We start from the raw sequence: 18,167 nt of genomic DNA on the forward strand, positions 1-18,167 counted from the left end.
CTTTTGCCATTCCTTTCCGTCCCCCGTCTTCACCCCACGCCCGGAGCCTTCTGATGACCACACCCACCCGCCTCCTCCCGTTCGCCCCGCGCCGTGCGGTGCAGGTGCTCGCCGCTGTGGGGACGGCCGCGCTGCTGGTCACCGGCTGTGGCTCGGACTCCGACAAGGGCTCGGACAAGAAGTCCGACAGCGCGGCCGAGTCGGGCGGCGGCACCCGCACCGTCAAGGACGCGACCGGCACCGCGGTGAAGGTCCCGGCCAACCCCAAGCGCATCGTGACGCTCACCCAGGAGGACCTGGACGCGGTGCTGGCGCTGGGCGTCAAGCCGGTCGGCATCACCAACGGCCAGGGCCTGAGCAAGCCGCCGGCCTACCTGGCCGACAAGGTCAAGGACATCAACGTCGTCGGCAACCTGCTGCAGCCGGTGATGGACAAGGTCGTCGCCGCCAAGCCCGACCTCATCCTGGCCGGTGACATGCAGGACGAGCAGATGCTCAAGCAGCTGCGCGAGATCACCCCCGCCACGCTGGTCACCATGGCCCCCACCGATGACTGGAAGCTCTCCTTCCGTGGCATCGGCAACGCCCTGAACAAGATGAACGAGACCAACAAGGTCATCGGCGACTACGAGGCCAAGGCCAAGAAGGCCGGCGAGGGCCTGGGCGACAACAAGGGCGCCGAGGTCAGCATCGTCCGCTGGAACCCGGACGGCCCCAGCTGGATGGAGAAGAAGCAGTTCGCCAGCGGCGTCGCCCTGGACATGGGCCTCAAGCGCCCCAAGGCGCAGGACAAGGACGGCAACGCCCACACCCCGGCGCTCAGCCTGGAGAAGATCAACGAGATCGACGGCGACTGGCTGTTCCTGTCGACCCTCACCTCCGACGGTGAGAAGGCGCTGAAGGACGTCCAGGAGAAGCCGGCGTACAAGGACCTCGGCGCGGTCAAGAAGAACCACGCCGTGACGGTGAACGGTTCGGTGTGGTCGACGCGCGGCGGCCCGATCGCCAGCACGGTCGTCGTGGACGACATCGTGAAGGCCCTGTCGGCGAAGTAGCCGCCTCGCCCCCGATCGCCGGACAGGCAGGCAACGGAGCCGTCCGGCGATCGGGGGGCCGGGTCCGGGGCGGAGCCCCGAAACGGTCAGGCGCGGCGCGCCGCCGCGAAGTCGGCCGCCGTCCAGGCCATCCCGACCGCCCCGTCGAGCAGCGCCTGCTCGCCGCGGGGCGACACGGCCGCGTCGGCGAACTCCGCCTCGTGCGGGCCGCAGGCCCCGCCGCTGATGTCGAGCACCGGGTGGATCGACGGCACGACGTGCGAGACGTTCCCCATGTCCGTGCAGGCGAAGGCGTCCCGCTGCAGCGGCTCGGGCCGGCCCAGCGCACGGGCGTTGTCCCGCCAGAGCGCGACGAGCCCCGCGTCGGTGCGGAAGTCCAGGTAGTCGGGCTCGGGGCGGGTCAGTTCGACCTCGCAGCCGGTGGCCAGGGCGCCCGCGCGGAAGCACGCCTCGACGCGCTCGCGCAGCTCCCGGAGGTCCTCGGCCGCGGAGGCCCGGATCTCGTACTCGGCCGTGGCGCGGTCGGGGATCAGGTTGGGCGCCGTGCCGGCGCCCGTGGTCACCCCGTGCACCTTCCACTGCGGCGGCAGTTGCTGGCGCAGCAGCCCGAGGGCGACCTGGGCGACGGTCAGCGCGTCGGCGGCGTTGCGGCCCTCGTGCGCGTTGAGGCTCGGGTGGGCGGCCTTGCCGGTGTAGGCGACGGAGAGCGTGCCGAGCGCGAACGAGCGGAACTCGGCGACCTCGAACGGGCACGGGTGCACCATCATCGCGGCGTCGACCCCGTCGAAGGCGCCCGCGTCGAGCATGAGCGCCTTGCCCGCGCCGCGCTCCTCCGCGGGCGTGCCCAGCACCCGTACCGTCAGCCCCAGTTCGTCCGCGTGGGGCGCGAGGGCGAGGGCCGCGCCGAGGCCGGCCGCGGCTATCAGGTTGTGGCCGCAGGCGTGCCCGAGGCCGGGCAGGGCGTCGTACTCGCAGACGAGGGCCACCGTGACCGGTCCCGAACCCGTCGTCGCGGAGAAGGCGGTGTCGAGGCCGTACGCGGGCGCCGTCACGTCGAAGCCGTGCCCGCGCAGGAATTCGGCGCACCAGCCGGCGGCACGGTGCTCGGCGAAGGCCGTCTCGGGGTGCGCGTGGATGCGCCTGCTGAGCGACAGGAGGTCGTCGCGGTGGGCGAGTACGCGCTCGCGCAGGGCTGTTCTGAGGCCGTCGGCCGCGGTCATGATCGGTGCTCCTGTTCGTTCCCCACCCTGTGGTGGGAGACTCTCACGGTGAGGCAAAAAATAGCTTAGGCTTACCTAAGCTGACATACCGGGGGGTACCGGTGTGGCCAGATCGCTGTCATACAACGGGAGTCCCCACACCATGCGTCACCACGAGGCCGAGACTTCTCCTGCCGCGCTGCCGCTGCTCGCGGCCCAGGCCGGAATCCTGTACGCGCAGGAACTCGCCCCTGACAACCCCGTCTACAACACGGGTGACTGCGTGGAGATCCGGGGCCCCCTGGACGAGGAGCTCTTCGCCCGGGCCCTGCGGCGCACCGCAGGCGAGGCGGAGACCCTCGCCCTGCTCGCCGTGCCGGCCGACCCCGCCGACGAGAACGCCGCCCCCGCCCAGCGCCTGGCCGGCGGACAGGAGCCCGCGCTCCACCGCATCGACCTGCGCACCGCCGGGGACCCCTGGGCCGAGGCCGAGGCATGGATGCGCGCCGACCTCGACCGCCCGGTCGACCTCACCCGCGGCCCCCTGGTCACCCAGGCGCTCTTCCGCATCGACGACGAACTGCACTGGTGGTACCAGCGCGTTCACCACTTCGCCGTCGACGCCTACGCCCTGACCCTCATCGGCCGCCGCGTCGCCGAGGTCTACACCGCGCTCGCCGCCGGCGAGGAGCCCGCCGCCGCGGACTTCGCGCCCCTGCGCGAACTCACCGACGAGGAAGCCGCCTACCGCGCGAGCGCCCAGCACGCCACCGACCGCGACCACTGGCTCGCCCACCTCGGCGACCGGCCCGAGCCCGCCTCCCTCTCCGCCCGCCCCTTCGCGCCCGCCACGACGGTCCTGCGCCGCACCGCCGTCCTCCCCGCAGGCACCCGCGCCCGCCTGGAGAAGGCGGCGGCCGCCGTCAAGGGCAGCACCTGGGCCGAGCTCGTCATGGCCGCCACCGCCGGCTACGTGCACCGCATATCCGGCGCCCAGGACGTCCTCCTGGGGCTGCCGCTGAAGAACCGGCGCAGCCGCGCCGCCCTGCGCACCCCCGCCATGACCGTCAACGTCATGCCGCTGCGCCTCGCCGTCCGCCCCTGGGACACCGGCGCCGAACTGGTGCGCCGCGTCGTCCTCGCCGTGCGCGCCGCCGGCCGGCACCAGCGCTACCGCCTGGAGGACCTGCGCCGCGACCTCGGCCTCACCGGCAGCGACCGGCCGCTCTTCGGCCCCATGGTCAACATCAAGCCCTTCGAGGACGGCGCCCTGGACTTCGCGGGCGCGCCCGGCACCGTCCGCAACCTCGCCGCGGGTCCCGTCGACGACCTCGCCGTCACCGTCACCCCCGGCCCCGGCGGCTCCCTCCTCCTCGGCCTCGACGCCAACCCCGGCCGCTACACCGACGCGGAACTCGCCGCCCACGAGGGGGCCTTCCTGCGCTACCTCGACGCGCTGACCGGCCTCCTCCTGGAGGACCCGGACCGGCCCGTCGGCACCCTCGACCTGCTCGACGCGGACGGAATCCGCCGCGCCACCGCCGGCCGCACCGAGCCGCCCGCCGAGCACACCCTGCCCGAGCTCTTCAGCGCGCAGGCCGCCCGCACCCCCGGCGCCACGGCCGTCCGCAGCGGCGGCGAGACCCTCACCTTCGCCGAACTCGAGGCCGCCGCCAACCGCCTGGCCCACGAGCTGACCGCCGCGGGCGTCACGGCGGAGATCCCCGTCGCCCTGGCCCTGCCCCGCAGCGCGTCGACCGTCGTCGCCCTGCTCGCCGTTCTCAAGGCGGGCGGCGTCTGCCAGCCCCTCGACCTCGGGCACCCCGCCCAGCGCATCACCGCCGTCCTCGACGACGCCCGGCCCGGCTGCCTCGTCGGCACCGCCGACGCCGTGCGCGGACTGCCCCCGCACGCCGTCCCCACCCTGCTCCTGGACGACCCGGAGACCCGCGCCCGCATCGACGCCCGCCCGGCGACCGCACCCGCCGCGCCCACGCTCCGTCAGGCCGCGTACATCATCCACACCTCCGGCTCCACCGGCCGCCCCAAGGGCGTCGTCGTCACCCACGCCTCGCTGGCCAACCTGCACGCCGGGCACGGCAGCGACCACATCGCCCCCGCCGTGGCCCGCACCGGCCGCGACCGCCTGCGCATCGGCCACAGCGCCTCCTTCGCCTTCGACGCCTCCTGGGACCCGCTGATCTGGCTCGTCCACGGCCACGAGCTGCACCTGCTGGACGACGCCGGCTACCGCGACCCCGCCGCCCTCGCCGGCTACGTCCACGACGAGCGCCTGGACTACCTCGACGTCACCCCCTCCTACGCCGAAGCCCTCCTCGCCGAAGGACTCCTGGACGAGGGCCGGCACCACCCGGCCGTCGTCGTGGTGGGCGGCGAGACCGTGCCCGACCCGCTCTGGCGGCGCCTGGCTGCCACCGAGGGCCTGGGCCCCGTCAACCTCTACGGCCCCACCGAGACCACCGTCGACGCCTACTACTGGCTGGCCGGCGAGGACGGCACCCCCCAGGGCAGACCCGTCCGCGGCTCCCGCGCCTACGTCCTCGACTCCTCCCTGCGCCCCGCGCCCGACGGCGTCACCGGCGAGCTCTACATCGCCGGGGCCTGCCTGGCCCGCGGCTACCTCGGCCGCCCCGACCTGACCGCCGAACGCTTCACCGCCGACCCCTTCGGCGCCCTCCACGGCGAGCCCGGCGCCGCCATGTACCGCACCGGCGACCTGGTGCGCCGCCGCCCCGACGGCACCCTCGAATTCCTCGGCCGCGCCGACGACCAGGTCAAGATCCGCGGCTTCCGCATCGAACTCGGCGAGATCCAGGCCGCGCTGGCCGCCCACCCCGCGGTCTCCCAGGCCGCCGTGATCGCCCGCGACACCGCCCACGGCAAGCGCCTGCTCGGCTACGCCGTCCCCGCCGGGGGCACGGCCGCGGAGTTCGACACCGAGGCCCTTCGCACCCACCTCGCCGGGCAGCTGCCCGCCCACATGGTGCCCACCGCGATCCTCGCCCTGGACGCCCTGCCCCGCACCGCCAACGACAAGCTCGACCACCGCGCCCTGCCCGACCCCGAGCCCACCGCCGGCCCGGCCGCCCGCGAGCCCCGCACCCCGCAGGAAGCCGCGCTCTGCGCCCTCTTCCAGGACGTCCTCGGCCTGGACGCCCCGCCGTCCCCCGACGCCGACTTCTTCGCCCTGGGCGGTCACTCCCTGCTGGCCGGCCGTATCGCCGCCCGGATCCGCGAGAGCGCGGGCGAGGGCTTCGGCCTCGCCGACGTCTTCCGCAACCCCACCCCCGCCGCCCTCGCCGCCCTCCTGGACACCGCCCCCGGCGCGCCGGCCGGTGAGCGCCCCGCCCTCGTGGCCGTGCCGCGCACGGAGCGGATGCCGCTCTCCCCGGCCCAGAAGCGGCTGTGGTTCATGCACCGGCTCGAAGGCCCCAGCCCCACGTACAACATCCCCCTGCTCCTCACCCTCACCGGCCCGCTCGACCAGGACGCACTGCGCCTGGCCCTGCGCGACCTCACCGAGCGTCACGAAACACTCCGGACCGTATACCCGGCCACTGACAACGAGCCCTACCAGCGGATCCTGACGGCCGACGAGGCGTACCCCGAGCTCCACACCGCCCCGCTGACGGCCGACGTCACCGCCGCCGTCCGGCACTGCTTCGACCTGGCCGCCGAACCCCCGCTGCGCGTCACCCTGTTCACGGGAGGGGGGACGGAGCACACCCTGCTCCTCCTCCTGCACCACATCGCCGGCGACGGCGCCTCCACCACGCCCCTCGCCCGCGACCTCGCCGCCGCCTACACGGCCCGCGCCGCGGGCCGGGCCCCCGAACTCGCGCCGCTGCCCGTCCAGTACGCCGACCACACCGCCTGGCAGCAGCGGCTCCTCGGCACCGCCGACGCCCCCACCGCGCTCGCCGACCGCCAGATGGAGCACTGGAAGCAGGCCCTCGCCGGCCTGCCCGACCAGCTCGAACTCCCCACCGACCGGCCGCGCCCGGCCGTCGCCTCCTACGCCGGCGACACCGTGCCCTTCCACCTCGGCGCGGACGCGCACGCCGCCGTCGAGGCGCTCGCCCGCACCACCGGCACCAGCGTCTTCATGGTCGTCCAGGCCGCCCTCGCGACCCTGCTGACCCGCTACGGCTGCGGCACCGACATCCCGCTCGGCACCCCCGTGGCCGGCCGCGACGACGACGCGACCGCGGGCCTCGTCGGCTTCTTCGTCAACACCCTCGTCCTGCGCGCGGACACCTCCGGCGACCCCGCCTTCCGCACGCTGCTGGAGCGCGTGCGCACCGCCACGCTCGGCGCCTACGAGCACGGCGACCTGCCCTTCGACCGGCTCGTCGAGGAGCTCAACCCGCCGCGCTCGCTGGCCCGGCACCCGCTGTTCCAGGTGATGCTCGCCTGGCAGTCCCTGCCCGACGCGGCGTTCGCCATGGGCCCGGGCCTGACCGCCGCGATGACGGCCACGCCGTCCGGCACCGCCAAGTTCGACCTCACCCTGAACGCGGGGGAGCAGCCCGGCGGCGGCATCGCCGGCTTCCTGGAGTTCCGCACCGACCTCTTCGACCGCGCCACCGCCGAGCGCCTGTCGGCCCACCTGACGCGCCTGCTGACCGCTGCCGCCGCCGACCCCGACACCCCCGTCGGCCTGCTGCCGATGCTCGGCGACGACGAGCGCCACCGCCTGCTCGTCGAGTGGAACACCGGCACCCCGGCCCCCGCGCCCTCGAAGCAGACCCTCGTGGAGCTCTACGAGGACGCCGCCCGCCGCCACCCCGGCCGCACCGCCGTCACGTGCGACGGCGCGTCGCTGGACTACGCCGGGCTGTCGGCCCGGGCCAACCGCCTCGCGCGGCTGCTCGCCGCGCGCGGCATCGGCCCCGGCTCCATCGTCGCGCTCGCCCTGCCGCGCTCCCTGGAGCTGGTCACCGGCCTGCTGGCCGTCGCCAAGGCCGGCGCCGCCTACCTCCCGATGGACCCCGACTACCCGGCCGACCGCCTGGCGTACATGCTCCAGGACGCCGCGCCCGCCGCCGTCGTCACCGACACCGCCACGGCGGCCCGCATCCCCGCGCACGACCTGCCCGTCGTCCTCGTCGACGGGGCCGAGGCCGAGGCGTACGGGGCCGCGGACCTCGCCCCGGAGGAGCGCGTCCGGCCCGTGCGCCCGGACGACGTCGCCTACGTCATCTACACCTCCGGCTCCACCGGCCGCCCCAAGGGCGTCCCCGTCACCCACCACAACGTCGTCCGGCTGTTCACCGCCACCGACCAGTGGTTCGGCTTCGACCACACCGACGTCTGGACGCTCTTCCACTCCTACGCCTTCGACTTCTCCGTGTGGGAGATGTGGGGCGCCCTGCTGCACGGCGGCCGCCTCGTCGTCGTGCCCCACCTCGTCAGCCGCGACCCGGCCGCCTTCCTGCGCCTGCTCGCCGCGGAGAGCGTCACCGTCCTCAACCAGACGCCGTCGGCCTTCTACCAGCTGATGGCGGCCGACAAGGAGAACCCCGGCAGCGACCTGGCCCTGCGCTACGTCGTCTTCGGCGGCGAGGCCCTCGAACTGGCCCGCCTCGCCGACTGGTACGAGCGCCACGCCGAGGACGCGCCCACGCTCGTCAACATGTACGGCATCACCGAGACGACCGTGCACGTCTCGTACATCGCCCTGGACCGGGTCAAGGCCGCGGCGGGCGCCTCCAGCACCATCGGCGTCAACATCCCCGACCTGCGCGTCTACGTCCTCGACCCGTACCTGCAGCCCGTGCCGCCCGGCGTCACCGGCGAGATGTACGTCGCCGGCGAGGGTCTGGCCCGCGGCTACCTCGGCCGGCACGCCCTCACGGCGGAACGTTTCGTCGCCGACCCCTACGCCGCCCTCTTCGGCGAGAGCGGCACCCGCATGTACCGCTCCGGCGACCTCGCCCGCCGCCGCCCCGACGGCAACCTCGACTACTTCGGCCGCGCCGACCACCAGGTCAAGATCCGCGGCTTCCGCATCGAGCTCGGCGAGATCGAGGGCGTCCTCGCCGACCACCCCGACGTCGCCGACGCCGCCGTCGTCGTCCGCGAGGACACCCCCGGCGACAAGCGCCTCGTCGCTTACGCCGTCCCGGCCCGCGACGTCACCCCCGCCGCGCTGCGCGAGCACGCCGCCGGCGAACTGCCCGTCCACATGGTGCCCTCGGCCGTCGTCCTCCTCGACCGGCTGCCGCTGACCGCCAACGGCAAGCTCGACCGCAAGGCCCTCCCGGCCCCCGACCTCGCCTCCGCCGTCACCGAGGGCCGCGCCCCCCGCGGGCCCCGCGAGGAACAGCTCTGCGCGATCTTCGCCGACGTCCTGGGCCTGCCCCGGGTCGGCGTCGACGACAACTTCTTCGACCTCGGCGGCCACTCGCTGCTCGCCGTGCGCCTCGCCGGACGCGTCAAGGACGCCCTCGGCGCCGACGTCGGCATCGGCACCATCTTCCAGGCGCCGACCGTCGCGGCCCTGGACGCCGCGCTCGACGCCTCGGAGCGGACCGACGCGCTGGACGTCCTGCTGCCGCTGCGCCCGGCCGCGCCCGGCGACAAGGCCCCGCTGTACTGCGTCCACCCCGCCGGCGGCCTCAGCTGGTGCTACGCGGGCCTGATCCGCCACCTGCCCGCCGACGTGCCGATCTACGGCATGCAGGCCCAGGGCGTCGGCCCGGCCACCGCCGCGCAGCCGCTGCCGCGGACCCTGGAGGAGCTCGCCGCGCACTACGTCGACCGGCTCCGCGAGGTGCAGCCCGAGGGCCCGTACCGCCTCCTGGGCTGGTCCACCGGCGGCATCATCGCCCAGGCCATGGCCACCCGTCTGCAGGACCTGGGCCAGGAGGTCGAGCTGCTGGCCATCCTCGACGCCTACCCCGCCGAGGGCTTCCGCGAGCTGCCCGTGCCCGACCAGGCCGAGGCGCTCGAAGCGCTCCTGGCCATGGGCGGCTACGGCCCGGACAGCCTGGAGGGCAAGCCCTTCGAACTCGCCCACGTCACCGACGTGCTGCGCCGCGAGGGCTCCCCGCTGGCCAGCCTCGACGACGCCACCATCGAGGCCCTCAACCGCACCTACCTCAACACCAACCACCTGGTGCGCGCCTTCGACCACCGGGTGTACGAGGGCGACGTGCTCTTCTTCCGGGCCACCGTCGACACCATCGACGACGAGCTCACCCCCGACACCTGGACCCCGTACGTGACCGGGCGCATCGACAACACGGACGTCGCCTGCTCGCACAAGGACATGACCCTGCCCGAACCGATCGCGCACATCGCGAGCGTGATCGCCGACCGTCTGCAGAACCTGGAGAACTGACCCCATGAGCGACGCACCCGCCAACCCCTTCGACGGCGACGGCCCCTGCGGGGACTTCTGCGTACTCGTCAACGCCGAGGGCCGGCACAGCCTCTGGCCGGGTTTCGCCGCCGTGCCGGACGGCTGGACCCTCGTCCACGGTCCCTGCGAGCGGCAGCAGGCCGTGGACTGGATCACCGAGAACTGGACCGACCTGGCCCCGGCGGCCCAGGGGTGAAGGGCATCAACCCGCGCGTCGCCGTCGTGATCGTGTACACGGCGGCGATGTGCATGAACGGCCTCGACTCCACCATCGTCAACCCGGCGCTGCTGACCATCGCCCGGGACTTCGGCGAACCCGTCTCCGCCGCCAACACCGTCGAGGTCGCCTTCCTGGTGGCGCTCGCCGTCGCCCTGCCGGTCGCCGGCTGGCTCGGCGACCGCTTCGGCACCAAGAAGGTCTTCCTCGGCTCGCTGGCCGTCTTCACGGCGGCCTCGGCGGTCTGCGGCCTGGCCCAGGACCTGCCGACCCTGGTCCTCGCCCGCGTCGTGCAGGGCATCGCGGGCGGCCTGCTGACCCCGGTCGGCATGACGCTGCTCTTCCGCGCCTTCCCGCCGCACGAGCGGATGAAGCTGTCGAAGGTCCTCATCGTGCCGACCGCCCTGATGCCGGCCCTCGGGCCGCCGCTGGGCGGCTTCCTGACCGAGCACTTCTCCTGGCACTGGCTGTTCTTCGTCAACGTGCCGATCGGCGCGGCGGCGGTGCTGCTGGGCATGGTGGGGCTGCGCGAGGAGAAGGAGGAGGCGGAGGACGGCGCCGCCCCCTTCGACGTCCCCGGCTTCCTGCTGGCCACCCCCGCGCTCGGCCTGCTCACGTACGCGCTGGGCTTCGGCCCCGCGCACGGCTGGACCTCGCCGTCCGTCGCCGTGGCCGGCCCGCTCGGGCTCGTCCTGCTCGTGGCCGGGTGCGTCCACCTGCTCCGTGCGAAGTCCCCGCTGCTGGAGCTGCGGCTGCTCGCCGACAAGGTGTTCGCCTCGGCCACGGTGCTCGCCCTGGTCACCTCGGCCGGGCTGATGGGCGTCCTCTTCGCCTTCCCGCTGCTCTACCAGGCGGCGCTCGGGGCCTCGGCCCTGGACGCGGGCCTGAGCGTCTTCCCCGAGGCGCTCGGCCTGATGCTGGCCTCGCAGGTCGCCGACCGGCTGATGCCGAAGCTGGGCCCGCGGCTGCTCGCCGTGCCCGCCCTGGTCCTGGCCACCGGGGTGTTCGCCGCGCTGGCCGTGCCGGGCGTCGCGGAGAACGCCTGGGCGGTGCGGGCGCTGATGTTCTGTGTCGGCCTCGTGCTCGGCACGGCCGTGCTGACCGTCCAGATCGCCGGGTTCGCGGACGTCCCGCCCCCGGCCATGGGCCAGGCGATGGGCCTGTTCACCATCGTGCGCACGCTGGGCGGCGCGCTCGGCATCGCCGCGACGGCCGCGGTGATGGCGGCCTCCGGCGGCTCGCACGGGCAGGACACGGACCCCGGCCCGTACCGGGCGGCGATCCTGGTGACCGCGGGCCTGGTCGCCCTCGGCGCGCTCGTCGCGCTGCGGATGCCCAAGGACGCCCCCGCGCCGCCGCCGTTCGACGACGAGCCGCACGAGGAGCAGGCCGTGGCGGCCTGACGCACCACCCGGATACGGCCGCGGGCCGGGACCGGCGTACGAGAGTACGCCGGTCCCGGCCCGCAGTGCGTCGTGTGCGCGCCGGTTGTCCGGCCGTCAGCCCCGGTCGCCCAGCAGGGCGGCCAGCCCTCCGGCGAGCCCCCCGCGCCAGCAGGCGTAGTCGTGGCCCCCGTTGAACTCGCCGTAGGCGACGTCGTAGCCCCGGGCCTCCAGCACGTTGCGCAGGTGGCGGTTCTGGGGGAGGAGCATCCACTCCTGCAGGCCCACCTCCACGCGGAGGCGGACGGGCAGCTTCTCGCTGACCGCGAACTGCCGGGTCAGCCACTCGCTGCCGCCGTCGAACTCCGTCCCGTCCGGCCACCAGAAGGACCCGGACTGGGAGAGGGCGTTGCCGAACCGCTCCGGCCGCCGGAACGCCGCGAACGCGGCCGTCAGCCCGCCCGCGCTCTGCCCCGCCACGACCGTGCGCGCCGGGTCGTCCGTGGCGCCGTGGGTCCGCGCGGCCCACGGCAGCAGGACGTCCGCCAGCCAGTCGACGAACCCCTCGCTGCAGCTGAGGTCCTCCATGCGGCGGGCGCGGCCCATGGTGTCCACCATCAGCGTGACCGCAGGCGGCATGCGCCCGTCCGCGTACAGGTTGTCCAAGGTGGTGCCGAAGTCCAGGACCGGCCCCCACATCTCGCCGTCCAGCAGCACGACGACGGGGTACGGGCCGCCGTCCGCCCGGTGCCCGGCGGGCAGGTGGACGTGCACGCGCCGCCCGTCGACCACGGCGTCGGCCCGCGCGCCGCGCGCCGTCCCCGGCCGGGGGGCGGCCCACTCCTGGGCCGGGGCGTCCGGGAGCGCCATCACCGACGACGGGTTCCGCCCGTCGCGCGAGGGCAGCTCCGGGAGCGCGCTGAGCGGGTCGGGCACGGCCGAGTCCAGGACGTGCAGCCAGGCGTTGCGGTCCGCGCGCAGCGTCTCCTCGCGCGGGCCGTGCGCCACGAAGAACTGGTACGAGGCCCGGTGGTCGGCCCGCAGCCGGTGGCTGATGGCCCAGACGTCCGTGCCCTCGACCTTGTCCATGAGGTGCGGCGCGAGGTCGCCCGCGTGCCGGTCCTTGTCGGTGACGGTGTGCAGGAGGGCGAGCACGTCGGAGGCGGGCCGGCCGGGCTCGTCACGCCGGAGGAAGGTGACGAGCCGCCAGGCGGGGTCGCCTTCGGGGTCGGGCTCGACGAGGGGCGTGCCCCGGGTGGCGGCGTGCCGCCAGAAGGTGCCGAGGGCGTCGGGTATGCCGTGGCGCACGGCGGCGGCGAGCTCGCGGAGGAGGGGACTCTGCAATGGCATGGGGCTCCCTGTTTCAGCCCGGCCGGCGATTGAGGCCGAGCGCGTTCAGCGCGATAGGGGGTCCGGGGGCGAAGCCCCCGGTTCGGGTAGGGGCGGGTAGGGGAAAGCCCCCCGGTACTACACCCGCGTCGCGGCCGACCGCCCCAGCAGCACCCACAGCAGGAACGGTCCGCCGAGAACGGTGCTGACGATCCCGACGGGAATCTCCGCCCCGTCGAGCGCGACCCGCCCCACGGTGTCCGCCAGGACGACGAGCGTGGCCCCGACCAGCATGGAGCCCACGACAGGCACCCGCAGCGGCCCGGCCAGCCGCCCCGCGATCACGGGCGAGGCGAGGGCGATGAAGCCGACCGGCCCGCAGATGCCCACCGCCAGGCCGGCGAGGCCGACCGCCAGCAGCATGCACACCAGCCGCACCCGGCCCGGCGCGACGCCGAGCGAGGCGGCGGTGGAGTCGTCGAACCGCAGCACGTTGAGGTGGCGGGCGACGACCAGGGCGATCGGCACGAGGACGGCCAGGCCGATGAGGACGGGCACGGCCACGGAGTAGCTGCGGCCGTTGAGGCTGCCGGACGTCCACACGTACAGCGAGCTGGCCGAGTTCAGGGAGCGCCGGGAGAGGACGACCTGGGTGATCGCCGAGGCGAGCGCGGACATGGCGAGGCCCACGACGAGGACGCGGTACCCGCGCTGGCCCAGGCCGCCGGAGACGGCGGTCACGACGAGCACGGCGGCGAGCGCGCCGAGCGGGCCCGCCCACCACGCGCCGAACGTGCCGCTGAGGGTGGCGGAGAGCAGGACGGCGGCGGTGGCGCCGTCGTTGACGCCGAGCAGCTCGGGCGTGGCGAGCCGGTTGCGGGCGAGGGTCTGCGTGAGGCAGCCGGCGAGGCCGAGGGCCGCGCCCGCGGCGAGCCCGGCCACGATCCGGCCGAGCCGGAACTTCTGCACGAGCAGGACGTCGAACCGGTCGCCCGATCCGAAGACGGCGTTGAACGTACGGCTCAGGCTCATCTCGCTCTGCCCGGCGTACGCGGAGAGGACGACCGCGCCGACGAGCAGGGCGGCGAGGGCGAAGGCGGCGACGGCGGCCCGGCGCGGCACGAGCAGCGACAGGGAGCCGCTGCGGACGACGAGGGTTTCGGCGCCGGCGTCCTCTCCCTTGCGGGGACGGGGCAGCCTGGCCGCGACGCCGCGCCCGCCCTTCGGGCTCTCCTCCGCTGCGGGGTCGGTCATGCCCATCGAGGCCATCCGCCGGGAGCGGACGATGGCGATGAGCACGGGGGCGCCGAAGAGGGCGATGATGACGGAGACGGGTGCCTCGAACGGCCGGGAGACCACGCGGGCGAGGACGTCGGAGCCGGTGAGCACGCCCGCGCCGATGAGGCCGGCGAGCACGATCTGGGCGGTCAGGCGCGGTCCCGTGACGGCCCGTGCGAGGAACCCGGCGAGCAGGCCGAGGAAGGAGATGGGCCCGACGAGGGCCACGGACGCGGCGGTGAGCAGGGTGACGGCCACGGCCACGACGACGCGGATGACGCCGGGCCGGTGGCCCAGCCCCTTGGCGAGGTCGTCGCCGAGCGCGAGTGCGGACAGCGGGCGGGCGATCAGCAGCGCGACGACGAATCCGGCGGCGAGGACGGGCACCAGGCTGCCGAGCTTCGTGAAGCCCTCGACGCCCGCGAGCGAGCCCAGGACCCAGAAGCGGAAGCGGTCGTAGGTCTCGGCGGAGTTGACGATGAGCACGCTGGTGATGCCGCCGAAGGTGGCTCCGAGCGCGGAGCCGGCGAGCACCAGCCGCATCGGGGAACCGCCGCCGCGGCGGCTCGCGATGAGCAGCACCAGCGCGCTGGCCAGGACGGCGCCGCCGAAGGCCCACAGGAGGTAGCCGTAGCCGCTGCTCACGCCGAGGAAGGCGATGCCGACGACGACGCCGAGCGAGGCACCGGCGTTCACGCCCAGCAGGCCGGTCTCGGCCAGGGGGTTGCGGGTGACGGCCTGCAGCAGGCAGCCCGCGGTGCCGAGCGCGGCGCCGACGGCCAGTGCGGTCAGCGTCCGGGGCAGCCGCAGGTCGCCGACGACCAGCGAGAGCCGGGAGCTGTCGCGGGCCCCGTTCCGCCCGAGGACGTAGTCCAGTACGTCCCCGGCCCCGACCTCGCCCGCCCCGACGCACAGGGAGAGGGCGGACAGCAGGAGGACCCCGGCCACGAGGAGGGCCGAGGCGGTCAGGACGGCCCGGTTGCCGTGCACACGCCCCGCCGGGGCCTGTTGGCCGGCGGGCTGCACCTCCGGGGGGCCCACTTGCGACACAGTCATAAGGTAAGGCTAGCCTAAGGAGTTTGTGTTTCCGCAGGCGAGGCGGTGTCCGTCGTCCCCTGCGGCAGCGGAACGCCGCAGCGCAGGTTCCACCGGCCCCCGCGCCCCGACAGTTCCGTCACCGACAGGGGCAGCACGTCGAGGCGCCAGAACGTCTGCGGCGGCAGGGCCAGGGCGTGGACCAGCGCCGCGCGGACCACCGCCGGAGCGGCGACGGCCAGCACCCTGCCGTCCGCCAGGCCGTCGAGCCACGCGCCGACCCGGGTGACGAGGTCCCGCACCGACTCGCCGCCGTGCGGCGCCGCGTCCGGGTCCGTCAGCCAGGCGGCCAGCGCCTGCGGTTCGTCCGCGCCGACCTCGGCGAGCGGGCGGCCGCGCCAGCGGCCCGGGTCGAGGTCGCGCAGCGCCGGCTCGGTGCGGGCCGCTGCCAGACCGAGCGCCGCCGCGCTCCCGGCGCAGCGGGCCGACGGCGCGGTCAGCACCTGCCCGGCGGCCGGCAGCGAACCGGCCGCCGCCCTCGTACGGCGCAGACCCGCCGCGCCCAGCGGTCCGTCGTCGCCGAACCGGGCCTCGTGGGAAGGGGTGTCGGCGGCGGGTGAGATCAGCATCACACGGACGGTCACGGTGGTCCTCGTCCCCCTCTGTCAACGGGTGGCGTCTGCCGCGAATCAGCAGATCACGGGCGTCGCCGGAGGCGCGCGCCGGGGTGAGCATCCGCACGCCGTAGCGCAGGTCACCCGCGCGCGGTACGGTCGCGTGGCAATGACGACGGTGTGACGGAAGCCCGGTGAGATCCCGGCACGGTCGCGCCACTGTGTACCCGGCGGAGCCCCGCAGGGAAGTCAGACCCCGCACTGTCGTCCTAGGCCCCAATGATCGGGACGCGTGTTCCCCAGGAGGTTCTGCCATGGCACAGTCCGCCGCCCCCGCCGCCGGTTCGTCCGCGATACCCGCGGTCGCCCCCATCTCGCTCAAGCAGATCGCCCCGTGGGCGCTCTTCGTCGGCATCCTCATGCTGGTCCTGCTCTACTTCGTCGGCGCCGAGCAGGGCGCCACCTCCCTCATCGCCGGCGAGAACGTCCACGAGTGGGTCCACGACGGGCGCCACCTGCTCGGCTTCCCCTGCCACTGACGAGCCACCAGGGGAACCACCGTGAACTCGATCTCCGTCAGAGCCCTGCTCGTCCGCGGCATGCTCGCGGGCCTCGCGGCCGGCGTCCTGGCCCTCGCCGTCGCCTACTTCCTCGGCGAGCCCCACGTGGACTCCGCCATCGCCTTCGAGGAGGCCCACAGCCCCCACGACCACGGCGAGGGCGGTGAGGACCCGGTCAGCCGCACCATGCAGTCCACGGCCGGGCTGGCCACCGGCATCCTCGTCTACGGCGTCGCGATCGGCGGCATCGCCGCGCTGGTCTTCTGCGTCGCCCTGGGCCGCATCGGCCGCTTCGGCCCGCGGGCCACGGCCGCCCTGGTCTCGCTCGGCGCGCTCCTGGCCGTCTACGTGGTGCCGTTCCTGAAATACCCGGCCAACCCGCCCTCCGTCGGCGACCCCGACTCCCTCGACAAGCGCACCGCGCTGTTCTTCCTGATGATCGCGCTCAGCATTCTGCTGGCGGTCGGTGCGGTCATCCTCGGCAAGCGCCTCGCGCCCCGGCTGGGCAACTGGAACGCGACGGTCGCGGCGGGGGCGGCCTTCGTGGTCGCCGTCGGCCTGGCCTACGCCTTCCTGCCCTCGGTCAACGAACTGCCCGACGACTTCCCGGCGGGCCTGCTGTGGAAGTTCCGCCTCTCGGCCCTGGCCGTGCAGCTCCTGCTGTGGACCGGCTTCGGCCTCGTCTTCGGTCACCTGGCCGAACGGCTCCTGGCCCCGCGGGCCGGGGCGCCGGACAAGGCGCGGACGGCGGCGCAGGCGGGCTGATCCCCCGCCGGCGCCCCCGCCGCATCCTCGCGAGAAGAGCCCGCCCGGGCCACCGGGCGGGCTCTTCGCCTGTTCCCTCCGGAGCCGTTCCCCCCCGAACCCTCCCCGTGCCGTCCCGCACGTCCCGTCAGCCTCTTAAGTCCCGCTCACCCGTTAGTGGTTCGGATTTCTTTCCGCACACGGGCTGGTGCGACGATGCCGCTCGCCCCGACCACCGACAGCCTGGGAATGGAGCCTTGATGCAGCGACGTGGGGGAGAGCAGGACCACCGCCGGGGAACGTGGGGAGCGCCACTGGCGGCGACGGTGACGGCGACGGCCGCGGCCCTCGCCGCCGCCCTCCCGGCACCGGCCGCGCACGCCGCGCACGGCCCGTCGGTCGACGCGAAGGGCGCCTACCTGATGGACACCGCCTCCGCGCGCCCGCTGTGGGCCAAGGGCGCGACCGTCAAGCGGCCCATGGCCAGCACCACCAAGATCATGACCGCGGTGGTGGTCCTGGACACCCCGGGGGTGAACCTGGAGCGGCAGATCGAGATCAAGCAGTCCTACCGCGACTACGTCCAGCGGACCGGCGCGAGCACGGCGGACCTCCGCACCGGTGACAAGCTCACGGCGCGTCAGCTCCTCTACGCGCTGATGCTCCCCTCCGGCTGCGACGCCGCCTACGCCCTCGCCGACGCCTTCGGCACGGGAGCCGACGAGGCGGCCCGCACGAAGTCGTTCGTCTCCAAGATGAACGCCAAGGCCCGGCAGCTGAAGCTGCGCGGCACCAACTACGACTCCTTCGACGGCATCTCCTCCGCGGGCAGGAACTACTCCACCCCCCGGGACCTGGCCGAGCTCTCCCGGCACGCCCTGCGCAGCGCCACCTTCCGCACCGTCGTCTCCGCGCTGAACACCCAGCAGAAGGCGAAGAACGTCAACCGGCTGTACACCTGGTACAACACCAACAAGCTGCTCGGCTCGTACCGGGGCGTGACGGGGATCAAGACCGGGACGACCACGGCGTCCGGGCCCTGCCTGGTGTTCGCCGCGCGGCAGGGCGGGCGGAGCGTCGTCGGCGTCATCCTCGACGACCCCGCGAAGCGCTACCCGGACGCCGCCGAGATGCTCGACTACGCCTTCAACAAGCGCACGCCCCTGAAGCTGCGCCGGCTTCCCTCCGCGGCGCACGAGGACTGACCGCACGCCGCCGCTCCGCACGTCCTGCGGGCCGCCCCGCGCGACCGAGCCCGGACCCCGGCCAGGGGTCCGGGCTCGCGTTGTACCAACTCCCGGGAACCGGCGGTCACTTATACCTGAACGAGTGAACAGTCTGCAGGGAACTGCGGGTTGGCGAACTTT

The 18,167-nt window shown here is 74.4% G+C and carries 11 protein-coding genes; 7 read left to right on the forward strand and 4 right to left on the reverse strand.

All coding sequences use genetic code 11. The features are described from left to right. Positions 1-53 precede the first annotated feature (53 nt). Complete coding sequence (locus NQU55_RS07060; protein WP_168090964.1) at positions 54-1,055, forward strand: ABC transporter substrate-binding protein; 1,002 nt, start codon at positions 54-56, stop codon at positions 1,053-1,055. 86 nt (positions 1,056-1,141) lie between these two features. Here the strand turns inward: NQU55_RS07060 and NQU55_RS07065 are convergent, their stop codons facing one another. Continuing rightward, positions 1,142-2,275, reverse strand: a complete 1,134-nt coding sequence (locus NQU55_RS07065) for a M20 family metallopeptidase (RefSeq protein WP_168090965.1) — start codon at positions 2,273-2,275, stop codon at positions 1,142-1,144. Between the two features lie 142 nt (positions 2,276-2,417). On the opposite strand from NQU55_RS07065, the gene NQU55_RS07070 reads away from it, so the two are divergent. From NQU55_RS07070 to NQU55_RS07080, 3 genes are read left to right on the forward strand one after another with little or no spacing between them, the layout of a single operon-like run. Further along, positions 2,418-9,620: a non-ribosomal peptide synthetase gene (locus NQU55_RS07070; protein ID WP_168090966.1), complete on the forward strand. Its 7,203-nt coding sequence runs from the start codon at positions 2,418-2,420 to the stop codon at positions 9,618-9,620. Between the two features lie 4 nt (positions 9,621-9,624). Beyond that, the gene (locus NQU55_RS07075; RefSeq protein WP_168090967.1) at positions 9,625-9,837 is read left to right on the forward strand and encodes an MbtH family protein; all 213 of its coding nucleotides are present in this window, start codon (positions 9,625-9,627) and stop codon (positions 9,835-9,837) included. Beyond that, positions 9,834-11,261, forward strand: coding sequence for a DHA2 family efflux MFS transporter permease subunit (locus NQU55_RS07080; RefSeq protein WP_256790057.1), 1,428 nt, complete (start codon positions 9,834-9,836; stop codon positions 11,259-11,261). The genes NQU55_RS07075 and NQU55_RS07080 overlap by 4 nt, the downstream gene beginning before the upstream one ends. A gap of 96 nt (positions 11,262-11,357) precedes the next feature. Here the strand turns inward: NQU55_RS07080 and fes are convergent, their stop codons facing one another. The 3 genes from fes to NQU55_RS07095 all read right to left on the reverse strand — a co-directional run bounded on the left by fes (position 11,358) and on the right by NQU55_RS07095 (position 15,526). Continuing rightward, the gene (fes, locus tag NQU55_RS07085) at positions 11,358-12,590 is read right to left on the reverse strand and encodes an enterochelin esterase (protein ID WP_168095009.1); all 1,233 of its coding nucleotides are present in this window, start codon (positions 12,588-12,590) and stop codon (positions 11,358-11,360) included. Between the two features lie 117 nt (positions 12,591-12,707). Beyond that, positions 12,708-14,903: a Fe(3+)-hydroxamate ABC transporter permease FhuB gene (fhuB, locus tag NQU55_RS07090; protein WP_168095010.1), complete on the reverse strand. Its 2,196-nt coding sequence runs from the start codon at positions 14,901-14,903 to the stop codon at positions 12,708-12,710. 14 nt (positions 14,904-14,917) lie between these two features. Beyond that, entirely contained in the window at positions 14,918-15,526 is a 609-nt protein-coding gene (locus NQU55_RS07095) for a histidine phosphatase family protein (protein WP_168095011.1), read from the reverse strand. A gap of 284 nt (positions 15,527-15,810) precedes the next feature. Here NQU55_RS07095 and NQU55_RS07100 point away from each other — a divergent pair, with 284 nt between their 5' ends. From NQU55_RS07100 to NQU55_RS07110, 3 genes are all read left to right on the forward strand, one after another. Next, entirely contained in the window at positions 15,811-16,035 is a 225-nt protein-coding gene (locus NQU55_RS07100; RefSeq protein ID WP_058042688.1) for a CbtB domain-containing protein, read from the forward strand. A 21-nt stretch (positions 16,036-16,056) separates the two neighbouring features. Then, positions 16,057-16,821: a CbtA family protein gene (locus tag NQU55_RS07105; RefSeq protein ID WP_168095012.1), complete on the forward strand. Its 765-nt coding sequence runs from the start codon at positions 16,057-16,059 to the stop codon at positions 16,819-16,821. Positions 16,822-17,060: 239 nt separating this feature from the next. After that, positions 17,061-18,005, forward strand: coding sequence for a D-alanyl-D-alanine carboxypeptidase family protein (locus tag NQU55_RS07110; RefSeq protein ID WP_168095013.1), 945 nt, complete (start codon positions 17,061-17,063; stop codon positions 18,003-18,005). Positions 18,006-18,167 lie beyond the last annotated feature (162 nt).

The organism is Streptomyces telluris (genome assembly GCF_024519335.1).
GTDB lineage: Bacteria > Actinomycetota > Actinomycetes > Streptomycetales > Streptomycetaceae > Streptomyces > Streptomyces telluris.

Coding starts and splice junctions, on each gene's coding strand:
- NQU55_RS07100 (WP_058042688.1), top strand. CDS start 15,811: ATGGCACAGTCCGCCGCCCCCGCCGCCGGTTCGTCCGCGATACCCGCG.
- fhuB (WP_168095010.1), bottom strand. CDS start 14,903: ATGACTGTGTCGCAAGTGGGCCCCCCGGAGGTGCAGCCCGCCGGCCAA.
- NQU55_RS07110 (WP_168095013.1), top strand. CDS start 17,061: ATGCAGCGACGTGGGGGAGAGCAGGACCACCGCCGGGGAACGTGGGGA.
- NQU55_RS07075 (WP_168090967.1), top strand. CDS start 9,625: ATGAGCGACGCACCCGCCAACCCCTTCGACGGCGACGGCCCCTGCGGG.
- NQU55_RS07065 (WP_168090965.1), bottom strand. CDS start 2,275: ATGACCGCGGCCGACGGCCTCAGAACAGCCCTGCGCGAGCGCGTACTC.
- fes (WP_168095009.1), bottom strand. CDS start 12,590: ATGCCATTGCAGAGTCCCCTCCTCCGCGAGCTCGCCGCCGCCGTGCGC.
- NQU55_RS07070 (WP_168090966.1), top strand. CDS start 2,418: ATGCGTCACCACGAGGCCGAGACTTCTCCTGCCGCGCTGCCGCTGCTC.
- NQU55_RS07060 (WP_168090964.1), top strand. CDS start 54: ATGACCACACCCACCCGCCTCCTCCCGTTCGCCCCGCGCCGTGCGGTG.